The 18,627-nt window shown below is 56.5% G+C and carries 13 protein-coding genes and 4 riboswitches; of the genes, 7 read left to right on the top strand and 6 right to left on the bottom strand.

Annotation, left to right across the window (positions count from 1 at the left end):
* Positions 1-39: 39 nt before the first annotated feature.
* Positions 40-134: riboswitch (SAM riboswitch) on the bottom strand.
* A 111-nt stretch (positions 135-245) separates the two neighbouring features.
* The 3 genes from FJV47_RS12810 (at position 246) to FJV47_RS12800 (ending at position 2,025) form a co-directional block, all read left to right on the top strand.
* Positions 246-806, top strand: coding sequence for a histidine phosphatase family protein (locus FJV47_RS12810; RefSeq protein ID WP_159613633.1), 561 nt, complete (start codon positions 246-248; stop codon positions 804-806).
* Positions 807-901: 95 nt separating this feature from the next.
* Positions 902-1,399 (top strand): RNA polymerase sigma factor, encoded by a 498-nt coding sequence (locus tag FJV47_RS12805; protein WP_159613631.1) that lies wholly within the window; start codon positions 902-904, stop codon positions 1,397-1,399.
* Entirely contained in the window at positions 1,396-2,025 is a 630-nt protein-coding gene (locus FJV47_RS12800; protein WP_159613629.1) for a methylated-DNA--[protein]-cysteine S-methyltransferase, read from the top strand. Before FJV47_RS12805 ends, FJV47_RS12800 begins: the two co-directional genes overlap by 4 nt.
* An 8-nt stretch (positions 2,026-2,033) precedes the next feature.
* On the opposite strand, the gene FJV47_RS12795 is transcribed toward FJV47_RS12800, so the two are convergent.
* Positions 2,034-2,870 carry a shikimate dehydrogenase gene (locus FJV47_RS12795; protein ID WP_159613627.1) on the bottom strand — a complete coding sequence of 279 codons (837 nt, stop codon included), beginning with the start codon at positions 2,868-2,870 and terminating at the stop codon, positions 2,034-2,036.
* A 180-nt stretch (positions 2,871-3,050) separates the two neighbouring features.
* Here FJV47_RS12795 and FJV47_RS12790 point away from each other — a divergent pair, with 180 nt between their 5' ends.
* Positions 3,051-4,388 carry an MFS transporter gene (locus FJV47_RS12790; RefSeq protein ID WP_159613625.1) on the top strand — a complete coding sequence of 446 codons (1,338 nt, stop codon included), beginning with the start codon at positions 3,051-3,053 and terminating at the stop codon, positions 4,386-4,388.
* Between the two features lie 94 nt (positions 4,389-4,482).
* Here FJV47_RS12790 and katG read toward each other — a convergent pair whose 3' ends face one another.
* Together katG and FJV47_RS12780 are read right to left on the bottom strand one after the other, a co-directional pair.
* Entirely contained in the window at positions 4,483-6,663 is a 2,181-nt protein-coding gene (gene katG, locus FJV47_RS12785) for a catalase/peroxidase HPI (RefSeq protein ID WP_159613623.1), read from the bottom strand.
* 90 nt (positions 6,664-6,753) lie between these two features.
* Positions 6,754-7,188 (bottom strand): Fur family transcriptional regulator, encoded by a 435-nt coding sequence (locus FJV47_RS12780; protein ID WP_159613621.1) that lies wholly within the window; start codon positions 7,186-7,188, stop codon positions 6,754-6,756.
* Positions 7,189-7,847: 659 nt separating this feature from the next.
* Here FJV47_RS12780 and FJV47_RS12775 point away from each other — a divergent pair.
* The gene (locus FJV47_RS12775) at positions 7,848-9,695 is read left to right on the top strand and encodes a BCCT family transporter (RefSeq protein WP_159613619.1); all 1,848 of its coding nucleotides are present in this window, start codon (positions 7,848-7,850) and stop codon (positions 9,693-9,695) included.
* An 87-nt stretch (positions 9,696-9,782) separates the two neighbouring features.
* On the opposite strand, the gene acs is transcribed toward FJV47_RS12775, so the two are convergent.
* On the bottom strand, positions 9,783-11,777 hold the full coding sequence (gene acs, locus FJV47_RS12770) for an acetate--CoA ligase (RefSeq protein ID WP_255475158.1): 1,995 nt from the start codon (positions 11,775-11,777) through the stop codon (positions 9,783-9,785).
* A 174-nt stretch (positions 11,778-11,951) separates the two neighbouring features.
* A riboswitch (SAM riboswitch) is annotated at positions 11,952-12,052 on the bottom strand.
* Positions 12,053-12,319: 267 nt separating this feature from the next.
* Positions 12,320-12,411, top strand: a riboswitch (SAM riboswitch).
* A 15-nt stretch (positions 12,412-12,426) separates the two neighbouring features.
* Here acs and FJV47_RS12765 point away from each other — a divergent pair.
* Both FJV47_RS12765 and FJV47_RS12760 read left to right on the top strand, forming a co-directional pair.
* On the top strand, positions 12,427-13,767 hold the full coding sequence (locus tag FJV47_RS12765; RefSeq protein WP_159613615.1) for an acyl-CoA dehydrogenase family protein: 1,341 nt from the start codon (positions 12,427-12,429) through the stop codon (positions 13,765-13,767).
* Between the two features lie 52 nt (positions 13,768-13,819).
* Positions 13,820-15,220: an LLM class flavin-dependent oxidoreductase gene (locus tag FJV47_RS12760; RefSeq protein ID WP_159613613.1), complete on the top strand. Its 1,401-nt coding sequence runs from the start codon at positions 13,820-13,822 to the stop codon at positions 15,218-15,220.
* Between the two features lie 91 nt (positions 15,221-15,311).
* Here FJV47_RS12760 and ggt read toward each other — a convergent pair whose 3' ends face one another.
* Positions 15,312-17,135 (bottom strand): gamma-glutamyltransferase, encoded by a 1,824-nt coding sequence (ggt, locus tag FJV47_RS12755; protein WP_159613611.1) that lies wholly within the window; start codon positions 17,133-17,135, stop codon positions 15,312-15,314.
* Positions 17,136-17,351: 216 nt separating this feature from the next.
* Positions 17,352-18,215, bottom strand: coding sequence for an SDR family oxidoreductase (locus FJV47_RS12750; RefSeq protein ID WP_159613609.1), 864 nt, complete (start codon positions 18,213-18,215; stop codon positions 17,352-17,354).
* 284 nt (positions 18,216-18,499) lie between these two features.
* Positions 18,500-18,589: riboswitch (SAM riboswitch) on the top strand.
* Positions 18,590-18,627: the final 38 nt, after the last annotated feature.

Below are 18,627 nucleotides of genomic sequence, written 5' to 3'. Positions count from 1 at the left end.
TCAATGTCGCTTCCTGTTTTTGCTTAATCAGGAAAAGCGGCTGCATCGTTTCTGGCGGTAGCACCGTAACCACCGGATGTGGCAGGTTGCTGCGGCTTCATCGAACCAGATCTCTCAGCCGCTCGGGATGGTGTAATAATCTTCGCAACATGACCGTTCGTGACCTAACTATGAGTCGTAACGTTGCGTATTGGACGTAATATCGGAGATTCTTCGATATCCATGCTCGCCGGTACGCTGGACTCATGGATACTGCGCTGGTGTTGATCAGACACGGACTGACCGATTGGAATCTGGCTGGCCGCCTTCAAGGGCGTACCGACATTCCACTGAATGACACCGGACGCGAGCAAGCCCGCGGTGTCGGCCGCGAATTGGTAGGCCAGGGCTTCTCCTTGATCCTGGCTTCCCCTCTGGGCCGGGCCCAGGAAACCGCCGCATTGATTGCCGAGGAATTAAACGCAGAAACCGGCCAGCCGGTCCCGGATCTCATCGAACGCGGATTCGGGCCGTTGGAAGGCCGGATCATGGCCGAGGTCTCCGAAGAGGAATCAGCGTCGTTGCAGTCCCAGCTCGAACCCATCGACGATATCCTGCGCCGGGCGATTCCCGCTTTGATAGACCTGTCGGTGGAACATGCCGGCAAGAAGGTGGCCGTGGTGAGCCATGGCGCAACCATGCGCGCCATCCGCGATGCACTGGCTGGAACCAAGCTGCCACGAGGCGTGGAAAACGGCGAGATCATCCAGATCAATATCCAACGCCTCAACGAGCTGGCTGAAGAACTCGATTTGGTCAGCTGCTAGGAGCTGGAAGTTTTCTTCTCCGGAACCTCACACTTTTGCAGCGCGCAGCGTTTACATGGTGAAAGCCCGTCAAGGCGCCAAACTTCAGGAGAGCCATGCAAGTACCGTTTGAGCGGATAGTCCAGGATTATGGGCTGAACGTATTACGGGTTTGCCGTGCCCTGCTTGATGAGCACCGCGCCCAGGACGCCTGGTCCGAGACCTTCCTTTCTGCGCTCAAGGCCTATCCGCAGCTTGCGGATGATGCCAATGTCCTCGCCTGGCTGGTGCGTATCGCGCGCAACAAGGCCATCGATGAACTGCGCAAGAACAAGCCGGAGATCCTTGACGATCATCAGCAATGGGAGCACGCTGACGGACAACCGGATCTTGGGCTGGAGCTGGAGAACCTCCAGCTCTGGCGAGAGGTTGCCCAATTGCCGCAGAAGCAACGGCTGGTAGTCGGGTACAGGTATCTCGGCGGGTTGAGCTATGCGCAAATAGCCCATCTGGTTTTCGGGACTGAGGCCGCGGCTCGGCGTGCAGGCAGCGACGGGATCAAGAACCTTCGCCGGATACTCGGCGACGACACACTGTGGCAGGAGCAGTCATGACTGACTCAAGAATCAACCCAACAGCAACCGGAGAAGAAACCGAGCTTTTGGAAAAACTAGGCAACGAACTTCGGGCCAAGGCACAGGCCGAGGAACTGCTCGACGTTTCCTACCGCATCGTTGATAGCCCGGTAGGCTCGCTGCTTTTGGCCAGCACCCCGGCTGGCCTGGTGCGGGTGGCCTTCGAAACCGAAGACCACGACAAGATCCTTGAACTGCTCGCTCAAAAACTCAGCCCGCGAATCCTCAAGGATCCTTCGCGCCTGGATGCCGTGGCCAGGCAGCTGGACGAGTACTTTGCCGGAACCCGGCACAATTTCGACGTGCCCTTGGACCTCAAGCTCTCCACTGCCTTCCGCCGCCAGGTGCAGCTGGAGCTGGGCGAGATCGGCTACGGGCATACCTGGAGCTACTCGCACATGGCCGAGCGCATCGGCAACCCGAAGGCCGTACGCGCCGTCGGGTCAGCCTGCGCGACCAATCCGATCCCCATCGTCCTGCCGTGCCACCGGGTGCTGCGCACTGATGGGTCATTAGGCGGATACCTGGGCGGACTGGAAGCGAAAACAGAATTGCTGAAGCTGGAAAATCCGGACTTCGGCGGTGCGCCGGGCACGCTGTTCTAGAGCCCGGCTCAATTGTTTTCGCGGATGCGCTTCAGGGAGAGCTGCAGCTGGGCAGCGGTCTGTTCTCCCAAGCCCAGCAGCGGAATCATCGCTTCGGCTTGAAGCAGCAGGTGCTCCCAGCCGTCGGAATATTCCAGGCCCTGGTCTATGGCCGACTGGATTGTTCCCGTGACGTGCTCGCCGTACACGAAGTCATAGACAAAGGTTCCAGGCGTGAGCCGGGTTTTGCCCCAAGGCGCCGGGTCTTCTGGATACTTGCCGATGGGTGTGGCGTTGATGATCAGCGAGGCTTGCGTGGCTGCTTCGGCAACGTGCGAGAAATCCACGGTCCTGCCCCGGGTTCCCATGCCATTGGCCAGGGACAGTAGCTCTTCGGCGACATCCTGGTTTCGGTCCGTGATGGTGACGGTGCCGATGCGCCCCTTGAGCGCAACCAGCGCGGCCCGAGCGGCGCCACCTGCGCCGAGCAGCAAAACGTGATCATGGGATTTCGCGGCAAGCCTGTTTTCTACGGCAATCAGATCAGTGTTGTAGGCGTGGAGCTGATCGTCCTGCCGAATCAACAGGTTTGCTGCGCCGCTGAGGCTGACCTGTTCCGAGCGTTCGTCTGCGATGGCCGCGGCCCACTGCTTGTGGGGCATGGTCACGTTGGCGCCAACGACATCCGCAGCGAGCAATCCATTGTGGACTTCCTGCATTTCGCCTTGCGCGGGTACGTCCCAGGGCTGGTAGGTCCAGTGGTTGCCTAGCTTTTCGAATACCGGATTCCAGAGATCGGGCGACATGGTGTGGGAGGCGTGGGATCCGATGATGAATAGTTGTGTTGCGTTGTCCTCGTAACTCATTGTTGTCCTTCCGAGACGAACTGGTTCAGTGTTGATGACGCAGGCTAATTAACATCTTGTGACACGCCTCACCTTTGCTGTACTTTATTCATTGTCGCATATCGCACAGATGTGCGCATTGCGTACAACTAACATGAGTGCAGGACGTGAAACATCCCCGCTGCTGTGGAAGGACACCCCATGAGCAAGACCACCACCCATACGAGCGCGAGCCTCGATGAGGAGCAACAGCGCAAGCTCAAGCGAGCCAAGAAAGCAGCGCTCGCGGGATTCCTCGGCGGCGCGCTGGAGTACTATGACTTCTTTATCTACGCGACCGCGGCTTCTTTGATCTTCTCCAAGATTTTCTTCCCGGCTGGGGATGCAACCATCGCACTGCTGGCCTCGTTTGCCACCTTCGGTGTCGCGTACATAGCTCGACCCTTCGGCGCAGTCTTCTTTGGACATCTCGGTGACAGGCTGGGACGCAAGACAACTCTGGTGATGACCCTGGTGCTCATGGGCTCGGCAACCTTCCTCATCGGGGTACTTCCAGACTTCTCGACCTCCGGATACTGGGCACCGGCACTTCTGGTGATCTTGCGCCTGCTGCAGGGATTGTCCGCGGGAGCGGAAACGGCTGGCGCTTCGGCGCTGTCCACCGAGGAAGCGCCCGAAGGCCGCCGTGGCTTCTTCGCTAGCTTTGCCATGAGCGGCATTTCCTTCGGTATCGTCCTCGCCTCGCTCGCTTTCCTCCCGGTGGCCACGATGGAAGAATCGGCGCGGTTGGCCTGGGGCTGGAGGATTCCGTTCTGGCTCTCATTGCTGGTTCTCGTCGCTGCTTACCTCGTGCGCCGCTCGTTGGAGGAGCCTGAGGTTTTCGAGGAGAAGCAGGAAGCGGACGCTACGGTTAAGCTGCCGTTCACCAAGATGATCACCACCCACCCGGCACAATTTATCCAGGTGGCGCTGATGTCATTCCAGGTCGTTACCAACACGTTCATGCAGTCCTTTGGACTGGCCTATGCGGTGTCTGTTGGGGTTTCTGCGGCCACCATGCTGTGGGTGAGTATCGCAGGCAACATCATTGCCATTATCAGCCAGCCATTCTTCGCACGGCTCTCTGACATCTTCGGGCGCAAGAAGGTCTTTATCGCCGGCGTCATGGGTTCCGGTGTAATGATCTTTGTGTACTTCTTGACGATTTCCACCGGAAACCTGGCCATGATTTTTGTTTCCAGCATGCTGATCACAGCCGGAACATACGCCGCGTCGAACTCGGTCTACCCGGCCTGGTTCTCTGAGCTGTTCAACGTGAAGGTGCGCTATTCGGGCATGGCCATCGGCCTGCAGATCGGCATCCTCTGCGCCGGGTTCACCCCGATGCTTGCCACCGCCCTCGTGGGAGATGTGACTGCCAACTGGGGTCCTGCAGCATGGATTGTGGCTGCCTCTTCGATCCTCGCTGTGATTGGCGCAGTATGGGCTCGCGAAACAAGCAAGACTGATCTGCGCGAACTAGGCAACCCGGTTCCTTAGGGGTAGCGCAACGACAGCTCTCAAAAACGACGGTGGCCGCCACCTTCCGAAAATTTCGGAAAGGTGACGGCCACCGTTTTGCGCTTAGGGCTGCTTACTTGCGTAGCTCGAAGCGGTCAGCATCCATGAGCTTGGCCCATGCTGCAGCGAAGTCCTTGACGAACTTCTCCTTGGCATCATCCGAAGCGTAAACCTCGGCCAGCGCGCGCAGCTCGGAGTTAGAGCCGAAGACCAGGTCTACGCGGCTGCCAACCCAGCGGCCGTCGGTGGTTGCGTAGGTCTTCTCTTCTGCATCTGGGGTCCATTCAAGGCCCAGTTCCAGTAGGTTTGCGAAGAAGTCATTGGTCAACGCACCTGGGGTTTCGGTGAACACACCGGTGTTCGAACCATCCCAGTTGTTGCCCAGTACGCGCAGACCACCAAGCAGTACGGTGGTTTCTGGTGCGGTCAAGCCCAGCAAGTTAGCGCGGTCCAGCAGCAGGTACTCGGAAGGCAGGTTCAAGAAGCCCGAGTCGTAGTTGCGGAAACCGTCAGCTACTGGCTCCAGCCATGCGAACTGCTCGACGTCGGTCTGTTCCTGGGTTGCGTCAACGCGACCTGGGGTGAATGGAACCTCAACCTGAGTTCCACCTGCTGCAGCGCCCAGCTCAACGCCTACATTGCCGGCAAGAACCACAACATCGGCGAAGGAAGCCTTGATACCTGAAGTTGCGTTGAAGGTATCAACGATTTCTTCCAGCTTTGCGATAACTGGCTTGAGCTGCTCTGGCTGGTTCACGCTCCAGGAAATCTGTGGTTCCAGACGGATACGGCCGCCGTTGGCACCGCCGCGCTTGTCCGAGGAGCGGAAGGTTGCCGCTGCCTTCCATGCGGTGGAGACCAGCTGCTGAACCGACAGGCCGGAGTTCTTGATCAGTTCCTTGAGTTCGGAAATCTCTGCAGCGCCTAGGGTGGTCTCTGGTGCGGCTGGCAGTGGATCCTGCCACAGTAGATCTTCTGCTGGAACTTCTGGGCCGAAGTAGCGGGACTTTGGACCCATGTCGCGGTGGGTCAGCTTGAACCAAGCGCGGGCGAAGGCGTCCGCGAACTTTTCCTGGTTGTCCTTGAACTCGCGGGAGATCTTCTCGTAGGAAGGATCAACGCGCAGAGCCAGGTCACTGGTGAGCATGCGTGGTTCGCGGCGTACCGATGCGTTGTGCGCCATTGGAACCATGTCGGCGCCGCCGTTGTCCTTTGGACGCCACTGCTGTGCACCAGCTTCAGAGTGGAACAGCTCCCACTCGTAGGCGAAGAGAATGTGGAAGAACTCGTTGTCCCAACGGGTTGGGTGGTAGGTCCAAGTTACTTCTAGACCGGAACCGATGGTGTCGTCGCCGTGACCGGTGCCGAAGTCAGACTTCCAGCCCAGACCCTGCATTTCCAGTGGTGCAGCTTCTGGATCGCCACTCTTGTGGGATTCAGCGCTAGCACCGTGGGTCTTACCGAAGGTGTGGCCACCGGCGATCAGGGCGACTGTCTCTTCGTCATCCATGCCCATGCGGCGGAAGGTTTCGCGGATATCGGCTGCTGAAGCTAGCGGATCAGCAACGCCATCTGGACCCTCAGGGTTGACGTAGATTAGACCCATCTGAACGGCTGCCAGTGGGGCATCGAGGTTGCGGGCGCCGGTGTAGCGTTCGCTTTCTAGCCATACCTTTTCAGGGCCCCAGTAAACATCGTCGTCAGCTTCCCAGACGTCCTTGCGGCCGCCGGCGAAACCGAAGGTTTTGAAGCCCATATCTTCTAGCGCGACGTTGCCGGCCAGAATCATAAGGTCAGCCCAGGAGATGGACTGGCCGTACTTCTTCTTTACAGGCCACAGCAGGCGGCGAGCCTTATCCAGGTTCACGTTATCTGGCCAGGAGTTCAGTGGAGCGAAGCGCTGCTGTCCGGCGCCACCGCCACCACGGCCGTCGTGTGAGCGGTAGGTACCCGCCGAGTGCCAAGCCATACGAATCAGGAAGGGACCGTAGTGACCGAAGTCTGCTGGCCACCAGTCGTAGGACTTGGTCATAACCTCAGCTAGATCAGCCTTGACGGCGGCTAGATCCAGTGCTTCGAAAGCCTTGATGTAGTCGAAGTCTGCATCCAGAGGGTTGGTAGCCTCCTGATTCTTTGCAAGAATCTTCAGATTCAGCTTATTTGGCCACCATTCGGTGTTGGCGTTGCCCTGGGTCGGGTGTACACGACCAGTGTTGCCTACAACCGGGCACTGACCTGCTGTTGTCTCAGACATATGCTCTTCCTTACGGATTTTTTGGGGATTAGGTTTCAATGTTCACCGCACGGAGAGTACCGCTTGATGACAAAGTTTTTGTGGTTGTGGTTACTCGTCGCGCAGTTCAGCCTGGCATTCGGGACAGGTGCCCCAGTAGATAACCTCGGCTTCATCAATCTTGAAACCGTGATCATCTGACGCGTGCAAACAAGGCGCGCCGCCGACGGCACAGTCGACGTCCGCTAGTTTTCCGCAGTTGCGACACACCACATGGTGGTGGTTGTCTCCGACGCGAGTTTCGTAGCGTGCGATATGACCTTGTGGCTGAATTTGACGAATAACGCCCAAGCTGGCGAAAAGCTTGAGTGAATCGTAGACCGCTTGGTGCGATACCGCGGGGTGATCGCGGCGTACCGCCGAAATAATTGTTTCGGTGTCACCGTGCGGGTTTGCTGCAACTGCAGCGAGCACTGCAACGCGAGGTTGCGTCACCCGCATTGATGCTGCCTTGAGCACTTGCTCAAGCCCGTCTGTAGAAGTCATATCCTCAGCATGCCTGCTTATTTTGAATGAGTCAAGATAAGTCTCAATGTATTTCAGGTTACGTCACGATGATCGGAAGACGACAAGCGTTCTTACTTGCTGGGTAGTGAGTATTCCGCATGGGGAATATTAGCTTGTTGGACGTAAGCACTCATCGGGGTCGGTGGAAGTGCGCCCAATTCTCCGGAGAATCGCAAATTTAGGTGAAAATGATGTGCGGAATTCAATCGACGTGGTCACCGGTTCTTCGTCTGATTTACACCATGATTTAGCCCTTGGGATTGAACTCACAGCGCTGATATCGGCCTTGTCTGCTATGCGCAACAGAGGCAAGAGAGGATCAAAAACCGCGAAAAATCAAGCCTTGAGTTTGACCAATGAGAGTCGTTCGACCATGCTTGAAAAGGACTATTTACGATTTATTGTGACGATCCGAGAAGAAATAGCGTCGGGTCACCGGAGAAATTGCCCGGTCATTCCAATGCGATTGCTGTATCAATCAGCTCTCGCGAACGCTAGATTAGGATTCAATGAATCGGCACCGATAAGCAATTCGCAATCAAGCACACTGCATGGCAATCGCATCTCATGAGAACGATTACTCGTTGGATTCCCACCGGATCTTATCCGCGGAGTCTTACCAGTGAAGGAAGAAAGCAATGAAGCAGACGGATCAATCTTTAGAGGACCTCGTCGGAGAGTTGCACACAGCTCGAAAACGACGTCCTAAAAAATATGCTGCAACAGGTACCGACTACTGGGTATTTGGTATCGCCGGCGCCATTGCGCTGGCATTTATTATCTGGGGTTTCGCTACCCCAGAGGGCCTAGGTAAGGCCTCGGATGTAGCCCTTGACTGGGTTATCACCAACACCGGTTGGCTGTTTGTCATCGCAGCCTCGGTCTTTACACTTTTTGTCATCGTCGTCGCCGCGAAGAACTTCGGGCGTATCCCACTGGGCAAGGACGATGAAAAGCCACAGTTCAGTACGGTTTCGTGGATCTCTATGATGTTCGCAACCGGTATGGGCATCGGTCTGGTGTTCTACGGTGTGGGCGAACCGTTGTTCTTCTACATGTCGCCTCCGCCAGGAACCGTAGAGGGATCCACTGATGCGGCCCTAAGCACCGCCATGGGTACCACGCTATTCCACTGGACGTTATTCCCTTGGGCCATGTACGCAATCGTCGGTTTGGGCATGGCTTACGGTAGCTTCCGTTTGGGACGCCCACAGCTATTCTCGGCGATGTTCTCCTCCATCTTCGGAGAGCGCATCATCCATGGCTGGGGCGGACGCGTCATCAACATTCTGGCAATTATTGCCACCCTGTTTGGCTCGGCCTGTTCATTGGGCTTGGGCGCACTGCAGATTGGTGGCGGTATCCAGTCCGCAGGAATCATGGAGAAGATCGGCTCCGGCGTACTGGTCGTCATTATCGCGATTCTCACCGCATTGTTTGTTGCCTCGGCCGTTTCCGGCATTGAGCGCGGCATTCAGTGGCTGTCGAACATCAATATGGTTCTGGCAGTGATTTTGGCACTGATCGTTTTCATCGGTGGACCAACCCTGTTCATCCTGAACGTCATCCCGAACGCTGTCGGCTCCTTCATCGGTGACCTGCCACAGATGGCATCGCGAACTGCGGCCTCCGGTGATGGCACCATGTCTAGCTGGTTGTCCTCGTGGACCATCTTCTACTGGGCATGGTGGATCTCCTGGAGCCCATTCGTTGGTCTGTTCATCGCCCGTATTTCCCGTGGCCGCACCATCCGCCAGTTTGTGACCGGCGTACTTTTGGTTCCATCGGCAGTAACGCTGATTTGGTTCTCGATCTTCGGTGGCGGTGCCATCGGCATGCAGGAACGCGCTGAACGTGCCGGTAATACCGGCGAGGCATTGGCCAAAATGGTGGACGGCGCTCCGGACATCAACTTCGACTTGATCCTCTTTGACCTGCTCGATAAATTGCCAGTGTCCGGTTGGGTCGCCACGGTGCTGATGGTTGTGACTGTCTTGCTGATCGCGATCTTCTTTGTCACCGGTGCTGACTCGGCATCCATCGTGATGGGTGCGCTGTCCGAACGAGGCGCTGAGGAGCCAACTAAGAAGTCGGTGATTTTCTGGGGTGTAGCTACCGGTGCTGTGGCAGCAGTGATGTTGCTGGCTGGTGGCGATCATCCTTCAGAAGCGCTCAACGGTCTGAAGAACATCACCATCGTTTCGGCACTGCCGTTCGTGATTGTGATGTTGCTACTGTGCGTTGCGCTGTGGAAGGACCTCAGTAAGGATCCGCTGATCCTGCGCGGCAAGGTGGCACGGACCGTGCTGGAGCAATCGGTAACCCAAGGTGTTGACCTGCACGAAGGTAGCCAGTTCAGCCTGATGACCACCGAGATTCCTATTGTTACCCCGGCTAACAAGCCAGAGGGTGAAGCCGGTGAATCAACTCAAGTGTTTGTCACTGAAGCCGATGAGAATCCATCAGCTCAGTCCAAGGACTCCTAGCTAGAACTACTAGCTGAAAACCTCGTGAAGCCTCGTCCCACAGGGACGAGGCTTCACGAGGTTAAGCGGGGAATTGCTGCCGAACTCTCACTGACGTGCTCGGCAAATTGCGTTGATTTCCGGAATGCATGGTTCATTTTGCAAGCTAGTGGTATCGCCCAGAGTGCTTCCTTCAAAGAGCTGGGTGAGTAACCGCCGCATGATTTTCCCCGAGCGGGTCTTAGGAACGTCGGGAACCAGAACAACATCGCGTGGCTTAGCGATCGGCCCGATCTGGGTTGTCACCGTGGAACGTAACTGAGCAATGAATTCTGCCTGCCGAGCAGCTAGAGCTTCATCGGGGAACTGCGCGATTAAGCTCTTATCCAATGGCACCACAAACGCCGTGGCAGCGTGTCCTGTCTTCGCGTCGCTCGTCGGGCACACCCCGGCCTCGACAACCCCAGGATTGGTGACCAGAGCTGATTCAATCTCGATGGTGGAAAGTCGGTGGCCAGAAATATTGATCACATCATCGGTACGGCCAAGAATGAAAATATCGCCATCCTCATCAAAGCGTGCCCCGTCACCAGCCAGGAACCAGCCCTGCTGAACGTATTGTTCCCAATAGCTGGTGTAGTAGCGTTCAGGGTTGCCCCACACGGTACGAGCCATCGACGGCCCGGTTTGGGTGATCACGATATTTCCCTGAGTATGCGGTTCTACGCTATGGCCCTGAGCATCAACGATGTCCACTGAAACTCCGGGCAACGATCGAGCGGCACAACCGGGCTTGAAGTAGTCATCGGTGGGTAGCGGTGAGAGGATCGTTGCGCCGGATTCGGACTGCCACCAGGTGTCCACCATGGGCAGGCCTATGGGAGTATCGCGGCCGAGCTGCTCGCGGAACCACTTCCACGCCTCGGGGTTAACTGCTTCGCCGACAGTGCCACCAATGTTGATGGAGGATAGATCATAAGTGGCTGGAATGCCTTCGGGGAACCAACCCATCAGCGAACGGACCAAGGTAGGAGCCGTGTAATAACTGGTGACCTTGTAACGTTCAATGACTTCGAAATGGCGGCCTGGGTGTGGTGCGTTGGGGACACCTTCATAGATCACCTGGGTGACACCGTTAGCCAATGGGCCGTAGATCTCATAGGTATGCGCGGTAACCCAGGCCAAGTCCGCGGTGCACCAGTGCACGTCATTCTCCCGCTGATTCTCATCGGGATTGGCAAAAAGCAGGTTGTAGCTGGCAGCTGCCTGAGTCAAATAGCCACCGGTGGTGTGGACCAGACCCTTAGGCTGCCCGGTAGTGCCCGAGGTGTACATGATGAACAGTGGGGTTTCTGAATCAAAGAACTGCGGGCGATGGTTGGTGGACTGAGTCTCAACTACCTCATGCCACCACACGTCCCGACCATCAGTCCAGGGAATTTGATCGCCGGTACGGCGGATAACCAGAACCTTTTCGATATGGTTCTCACCGGAGACTGCCTGATCAGCATTGTCTTTCACCGGTACCGAGGTACCGCGACGGAACTGGCCATCGGTAGTAACCAGCACCTTGGCCTTGGTATCTTCCACCCGGAATTTGAGCGCCTCGGCCGAGAAACCACCGAAGACCAGCGAATGAATCGCACCAATGCGGGCGCAGGCCAGGGTGATGACGATAGTTTCGATGAGCACCGGTAGGTAGATGACTACACGATCGCCCTTAACAACACCCAGCGATTCCAATGCGTTGGCAGCTTGGCTAACTCGATCTTGCAGGTCCTTGTAGGTGACGGTGACCCGATCCCCAGGCTCGCCTTCAAAATAGAGGGCGACCTTCTCGCCCCGGCCAGCAGCAACATGCCGGTCGGCGCAGTTCACCGCAGCGTTGAGCGTACCTCCGAGGTACCAAGAGATTTCGGGGCCGCGCTTGGCAGCTGCATCGGCAGGGACGATACGGCTGGTGGTGTGCCAGCGGTTCTCCCAGTCCAGGAGGTTTGCTGCTTCGTCCCAGAATGCATGGCGTGCTTCCTCTGAGGGCAAGGCTGAGGTGGATGCCGATTCGATGGTCATGAGAGAAAATTCCTTGGTGTGCTTTGGTGGCAAAAACGATTTTTACTGTGGTTCCGTCTGGGAATAAATACGCGAAGCCCTACGGGGAATGAAGTCGCAGGTGAATGACAATCGCAGAAGTGAACGTACGCGAAACGTTGCTGAATTCAACATCTAATGCCGTCGAGGTATGTGTTTGAGGCAGTGCAAGGCTAAGAGCCATGATCATCTCCATCGGTCCTGGCGGTAGCACCGGCCTAAAGACTGTGATCCATAGGTGGTTGCTGCGGCGTCTAAGAGCCAGATCTCTCGGCCGCTCGGGATGGTTACGCTTCCATTACAGGCATTCGAATGAATAGAACGCAAATCTTGCGTAACATGAAAAATCTTCGATAACTACGTCACATGCGCGGGTTATTTCGTTATTTATTTCATTGCAAGGCTGTTTAATCGATAGTTGAGTACTCTGGGCAAGTCATCTTCGACATGAAGCGTCATTGACCGTGCAACGCCTATGTCAAGCCAGCCAGTCTCGGCTGAGAAATGTGACTTCGTGGCTTGGAAAGATTGCATTGTTACGGCTACAAATGAATGACACCCCATCCAGAGCGGCTGAGAGATCTGGCTCGACGACGCCGCAGCAACCACCCGAAACGCGGGACGGTGCTACCGCCAGGACCGATGGAAAGAATTGAGGACTTCAATGTCATTTGGCGAGTCGCCGAACTCTTCCGGTTTGGACTTCAACCAGCTCAGCGATCCTTCGCAGACTAGCGCCATGGGACTAGACGACTTCGAAGAGCAGTTGCCTACCCGGCAACTACTCAAGGTCACTCCCGGCTCGGGCGCGGACGAACAGTATGACCGTTTGGCCGAAATCTTCCGCCCGATCTTCGCTCAAATCGCTTCCACTGCTAGGGACCGGGACCGCAACCGCGTGCTTCCATTCGAGCAAGTGGGCCTGTTGAACCGTGATCGTTTTGGTGCGTTGCGCATTCCAGTGGCAGAAGGCGGTTACGGCGCGCGTCTAGTGGATGTGTTCCGCCTGCTCATAGAACTTTCCGAGGCGGACTCTCACGTCGGCCAACTGTGGCGTGCGCATATCGCCTTTGTCGAGAGCGTCTTGATCCTTGAGGACCAAGAACTGCGCAGTAAGTGGGTCACTCGTATCGCTGCGGGACAGATCGTAGGTAACGCCTACACCGAGCGCGGCGGCAATGCACTGGGCACGCTGAACACCAAGGTCACTGAGTCAGAGGGCCGTTGGATTGTTGACGGCGAAAAGTACTACTGCACCGGAACTATTTTCGCCGACTGGACCGCTGTGGCTGTGGCCCATCCAGAGAAGCCAGGACGCCAAATCGCCGTAGTCTCCACCCAGCGTAGTGGCGTAAAGATCCTTGACGACTGGGACGGCTTTGGCCAAGGACTGACCGGGACCGGAACTACCGAATTCCATCAGGTGCCGGTGGACTGTTTCATCCCGCAAACCTCCAACGACTCCGAGGCAGCAATCTATCAACTGGTGCTCACGGCAGTTCAGGCAGGCATTGCCCGCGCCGCACTCAACGACCTCCGTGTTTCGGTGCAGAATCGCACCCGCATCTTCACCACCGGCACCGGGGTTCCGGCCTACCGCGAACCGCAGGTTCTGCAGTTGGTTGGTGAAGTATCCGCAGAATCCTTCGCCGTGGATTCGGTGGTTATCGGCGCGGTGCTTGAAGTTGAAGCTGCGTTGGTCGATCCAGGGCTTAACGATGAAGAACGCTACGCGGTCTGTGAATTGTCCGCCAACCGTGCGCAGACCGTCGTCCAGCCGCTGGTGCTCGGAGCAACCAGCAAGATCTTTGATGGTTTGGGCGCTTCCTCGACCAGCGTCGTGTGCAATCTGGATCGGCACTGGCGTAATGCCCGCACCATCGCCACCCACAACCCGGCCATATATAAGGCACGAATTGTGGGGGACTACGAAATCAACGCGGTTCAGCCGCAACGACTTTTGGTTACCGGCGAGGACAGCAACCACCAAGGCTACGGCGCCTAAGCGCCAAATATTTTTACCCACAATTTACAGATTCACGGCAAGGAGAACACCCATGAGCAAGAATCGCGAAATTCTTTTTAACGCATTCGACATGAACTGCGTGGTGCACCAGTCGCCAGGTCTGTGGCGTCACCCCGATGATAAGGCCTCGACCTACAACACCATCGGTTACTGGACACACCTAGCGAAGGTGCTAGAAAAAGGTAAGTTCGACGGCCTGTTTATTGCCGACGTGCTAGGCACCTACGACGTCTTCAACGGAACCAACGAATCGCCATTACGCTCGGGCGCTCAGGCTCCAGTGAACGACCCGATGATGTTGGTTTCCGCCATGGCAGCGGTGACCGAGAACCTTGGTTTTGGTGTCACCGCCGGCACCGCCTACGAGCACCCTTACGCCTTCGCGCGTCGCCTAGCCACCCTTGATCACCTGACCGAAGGTCGTGTGGGCTGGAATGTTGTCACTGGTTACCTGCCTTCGGCCGCCCGAAATATGGGCCAAGAAGACCAGATGGAACACGACGAGCGTTACAATCATGCCGACGAATACCTCGAAGTGGTCTACAAGCTGCTCGAAGGCTCGTGGGAAGACGATGCGGTGCAGAATAACAAAGAAACCGGGATCTACTCTGACCCGGCCAAGGTGCACAACATTGAGCATGAGGGCAAGTACTTTAAGGTGCCCGGCATTGCCATCACCGAGCCTTCTACTCAGCGCACCCCGGTAATTTACCAGGCCGGTGCCTCGTCGCGTGGCATCAAGTTTGCCTCGGAAAACGCTGAGGCTGTTTTTGTTACCAGCCCTACCCGCGAAATTCTCAAGGCCACCGTCGCCAAGATTCGTGACGCTGTCGAGGCTACGGGACGTGACCGTTATGACGTGAAGATTTTCGCCATGCAGACCATCATCACAGATGAAACATCCGAGAAGGCTCAGGCCAAGTACGAGGACTACAAGTCCTATGCGGATGTTGAAGGTGCTCAGGTGTTGATCTCCGGCTGGATGGGTGTGGACCTTTCCGAATTGGATCCTGATGAGCCGTTGGGATCAAACGTGAAGTCCAACGCCATCCAGTCTTCCGTGGAGACCTTCCAGAAGGCCAGCGGCGATGACGGCAACCCATGGACTATCCGTCAGCTTGCTGAATGGGTTGGCGTGGGCGGATTCGGTCCAATCACCGTTGGCTCCGGCGCCGAGGTAGCCGAGAAGCTCATCGACTGGGTGGACTACACCGACGTGGACGGCTTCAACCTGGCCTACGCTGTCACCCCAGCAACCTTCGAAGACGTCGTTGAGTACGTCGTTCCTGAGCTACAGGCTCGTGGTGCTTACAAGACTGAGTACGCAGACGGCTCACTGCGCAATAAGCTCTTTGCAGCCGGCGACCGCGTGAAGGAAACTCACCGCGCAGCTAAGTACAAGATTGGCAACCGCTTGGCTGCCCAAAGCTAAGACGAAGAGAAGTTAGCACGCCACAAAAGCCCAGAGGCATCGAGCACCTTTCTGAGGGTGCCCGAGGCCTCTGGGCTTTTGTCTGCTGGAACTATTTGTTTGGTTTGAGCACCATGGCGGAGCCACCGCCACGGCGTACAGGTTCGGCCGCTGCGGTCAGCGTTCCATCGGCATGGATCTCCACGGCTTCCACCGCACCGATCTCTGCCTGCGGGGTGAAGGAATCGCCGGCCGGGGTGAGCTTATGGCCAAAGGCTTCCAACGCTGAGCCGTACTTGGTGATGAATTCAGGCTCCGCGGTCACAGCTGCGGTATTGCGCTGCGAAGCACGCGGAGCAGCAATTGCTTCGCTGATGCTCATCCCCAAGTCGTAGCGGTTCAATAGCGTCTGGAGCACCGTGGTGATAATTGTGGAACCGCCTGGAGAGCCAACGGCCAACACTGGTTTTCCGTCCTGCAGCACGATGGTGGGGGACATGGAAGAACGCGGGCGTTTACCCGGCTCAATACGGTTCGGATCCGCTGGGTCATAGACCGTGGAGAAATCGGTGAGTTCATTATTCAGCAGGAAACCACGGCCCGGGACCACCATGCCGGAACCACCGGTCTGTTCAATGGTTAGTGTGTAGGACACTGCGTTGCCCCAACGGTCTACGACTGAAAGATGGGTGGTGGAGATGTTCTCGGTGTCCTGTTCTTCAGCAGGCTGAGCTGTGCTCGCCGGGCATTTCCCGTCGAAGTTAGCCACATCGCCGGGAGCGACCGGCTTGGCCGAGGCCTTCTGCGGATCAATTTCACAGGCACGTTCAGCACCAAAGAGCTTGTTAGTCAGCGTCGTGGTTGGCACGTCGACGAAGGCCGGATCACCAACGTATTTGCCGCGGTCTGCATAAGCCAGAGCGGTAGCTTCAAAGTAATGGTGCAGGGCATCGGTCGGTTCCATGCCGGCAAGGTCGAATTGGCTCAGAATGTTCAGCGATTCACCAATGGTGGTTCCGCCGCTGGAGGATGGTGCCATGCCGTAAACATCCAAGCCGCGGTAATTCACCGTGGTTGGCTTCTGCTCGGCGACTTCATAAGCGACCAGATCATCTGTGGTCACAAAGCCCGCGGGTACTGGTAGGTCGGTATCTTCTACCTTGGGCGGAGCTTGGACAGTCTGGGAAATTTCGGAGGCTAGATCACCTTGATAGAAAGCCTTGGGGCCTTCTTTGGCCAGCAGGCGGTAGGTGTCGGCCAGTTCGGGATTCTTGAAGATGGTTCCGACCTGCGGCGCATCTCCGTCAGGAAGGAAAAGCTCACGGGTCGAGCTGAACGCCGCGAAGCGTTCCTTATTATCTTGAGTCTGTTCGTGGAAGGTTTCATCAACAACAAATCCGCGCGAAGCGACTTGCGTTGCTGGTTTCAGAACCTGCTTGAAGCTTTGGGAACCCCAGTTCTTTAATGCTTTGTCCCACGTTGCGACGGTTCCTGGAACGCCAACGGCCGCACCGCTGGTGACTAGTTCGGGAGTGAAGTTGTATGGCTTGCCGGTGGCCGGATCAATGAACGCATCATGCGGGGTGGTTGCAGGGGCAGTTTCGCGGCCGTCAATGGTGCTGACCTTGCCGGTGGAAGCGTCGTAGTACATGAAGTAGCCGCCACCACCAACACCTGCGCTGTATGGCTCGGTGACACCCAGCGCAGCGGCGGTGGCTACGGCTGCGTCCACCGCATTGCCTCCTTGACGCAATATTTCTAGACCCGCGGCTGAAGCCTCGGGATCCACTGAAGCGACGGCGCCTCCCGTACCGGAAGCCGTCGGAGTCTTCTCGGTGTGCCTTGGATCGGCGCTCGCCGGGAGGGCGGTGAAAGCGCCCAATCCTAGAGAGAGAATTGTTGCGCCAGCCAAGGCGCGCAGACCTGTTCTTTGCATACTCTAATCTCCTGAAAAGGTGCGGATGAAGTATGCGTCAATTTACGCGAAGCAACTCGCTCTTGTGGCCTGTGACACGCGTTGGCTTGTCAACTGGGTTGTAATTCCGCCCAAGTGACCGCAAGTTTTTTCACAAATGACCAAAAACGATGGGTCGTTATCGCAGTACGATGGCACTGCGATAACGACCCATTGAACAATGATTAGCTGCTGAATTTATTTGGCGAGAGCATCCTTGATCGACTTACCCAGCGAACCGGTTGGGCGGCCAATAAGCGTTGAAAGATCTGCCGAATTCACTTCCAAAGCACCCGCGCGAACACGAACGTCGGTATCAACTAGGATGTCGGCAAACACTGCAGGTACGCCAGATTCGGTGTAAATCTCTACCAACTTTTCCGGTTCAATATCCTGATAGCTGACCTCTTGGCCTGCTGCCGCTCCAACCGCACCAGCGAGCTGGGCCAACGTGAAGGCCTTATCGCCACCCAGCTCATAAATCTTGCCGGCTTCATTGTCTTCTGAGAGCAGTACTGCAGCGGCCGCTTCAGCATAATCGGCACGCGGTGCGGCGCTGATTTTGCCATCGCCAGCTGCACCGAGGACGACGCCACTGTTCAGGTAGCCCATGAGCTGGTCCGTGTAGTTTTCGGTGTACCAACCATTGCGAAGCAAAACGTAGTCAATGCCTGAGCCAGCGAGCAACTGCTCGGTGGCAATATGCTCCGCTGCGAGCTTCATGTTGCCAGTCAAGGCGTTAGCCACGGAGGTGTAGGCAATCAAAGAGACATTGACTCGTTGCGCGGCGGTGATGACGTTTTCATGTTGAGCAATGCGCTGGCCAACTTCACTACCTGAAATCAGTAGCAACTTGTCGACACCTTCAAGGGCTGAGACAAGGCTGGCCTCTACGTTGTAATCAGCAACGCGCGTTTCAACGCCCTTGCCGGCCAGGGCAGCGAGCTTCTGCTCGGAACGTCCTAGCGCTACAAGCTGCGCAGGATCTGCACCACGCTCGATGAGCGAATTAATAACAAGTTCTCCCAGCTGACCGGTGGCGCCGGTAATTGCAATCTTCATAGTTCCCTCTCGTAGGTCTGCAATTCAGTACAACCGCAGTTAGCGTATTTCAATTCCCATGGTGCGCAGTTCGAAATCAAGGGACAGAGAAAGTCGATACGTCAAGAGTTGCCGTCTTGAAGCGACATGTTCTTTCAAGAGTTAAGTTTTACTACGAACTTTTCGGTTCTTTGAGATATCGACAATTGAGAACGGCGACTTGATGACTTTGTCTTACGTAACTCTTGGTCTGCGAAAGCCAGGAAAGACAGACTTAGAACTGTTCGGAAGGTTCAACCGAACACACACCATCCAGAGCGACTGAGAGATCTGGCTCAACGACGTCGCAGCAACCACCCGATAGGGAGCGGTGCTACAGCCAGGACCGATGGAGTACTTTCACTTCGTGACAGAAGAGTCTGTTTAATATGGC

It is taken from the genome of Glutamicibacter sp. JC586, assembly GCF_009805585.1.
GTDB lineage: Bacteria > Actinomycetota > Actinomycetes > Actinomycetales > Micrococcaceae > Glutamicibacter.
The sequence above is the reverse complement of the archived record's forward strand: the minus strand, read 5'-3'. Positions and strand labels throughout refer to the sequence as shown.

Coding starts and splice junctions, on each gene's coding strand:
- FJV47_RS12810 (WP_159613633.1), top strand. CDS start 246: ATGGATACTGCGCTGGTGTTGATCAGACACGGACTGACCGATTGGAAT.
- FJV47_RS12805 (WP_159613631.1), top strand. CDS start 902: ATGCAAGTACCGTTTGAGCGGATAGTCCAGGATTATGGGCTGAACGTA.
- FJV47_RS12800 (WP_159613629.1), top strand. CDS start 1,396: ATGACTGACTCAAGAATCAACCCAACAGCAACCGGAGAAGAAACCGAG.
- FJV47_RS12795 (WP_159613627.1), bottom strand. CDS start 2,870: ATGAGTTACGAGGACAACGCAACACAACTATTCATCATCGGATCCCAC.
- FJV47_RS12790 (WP_159613625.1), top strand. CDS start 3,051: ATGAGCAAGACCACCACCCATACGAGCGCGAGCCTCGATGAGGAGCAA.
- katG (WP_159613623.1), bottom strand. CDS start 6,663: ATGTCTGAGACAACAGCAGGTCAGTGCCCGGTTGTAGGCAACACTGGT.
- FJV47_RS12780 (WP_159613621.1), bottom strand. CDS start 7,188: ATGACTTCTACAGACGGGCTTGAGCAAGTGCTCAAGGCAGCATCAATG.
- FJV47_RS12775 (WP_159613619.1), top strand. CDS start 7,848: ATGAAGCAGACGGATCAATCTTTAGAGGACCTCGTCGGAGAGTTGCAC.
- FJV47_RS12765 (WP_159613615.1), top strand. CDS start 12,427: ATGTCATTTGGCGAGTCGCCGAACTCTTCCGGTTTGGACTTCAACCAG.
- FJV47_RS12760 (WP_159613613.1), top strand. CDS start 13,820: ATGAGCAAGAATCGCGAAATTCTTTTTAACGCATTCGACATGAACTGC.
- ggt (WP_159613611.1), bottom strand. CDS start 17,135: ATGCAAAGAACAGGTCTGCGCGCCTTGGCTGGCGCAACAATTCTCTCT.
- FJV47_RS12750 (WP_159613609.1), bottom strand. CDS start 18,215: ATGAAGATTGCAATTACCGGCGCCACCGGTCAGCTGGGAGAACTTGTT.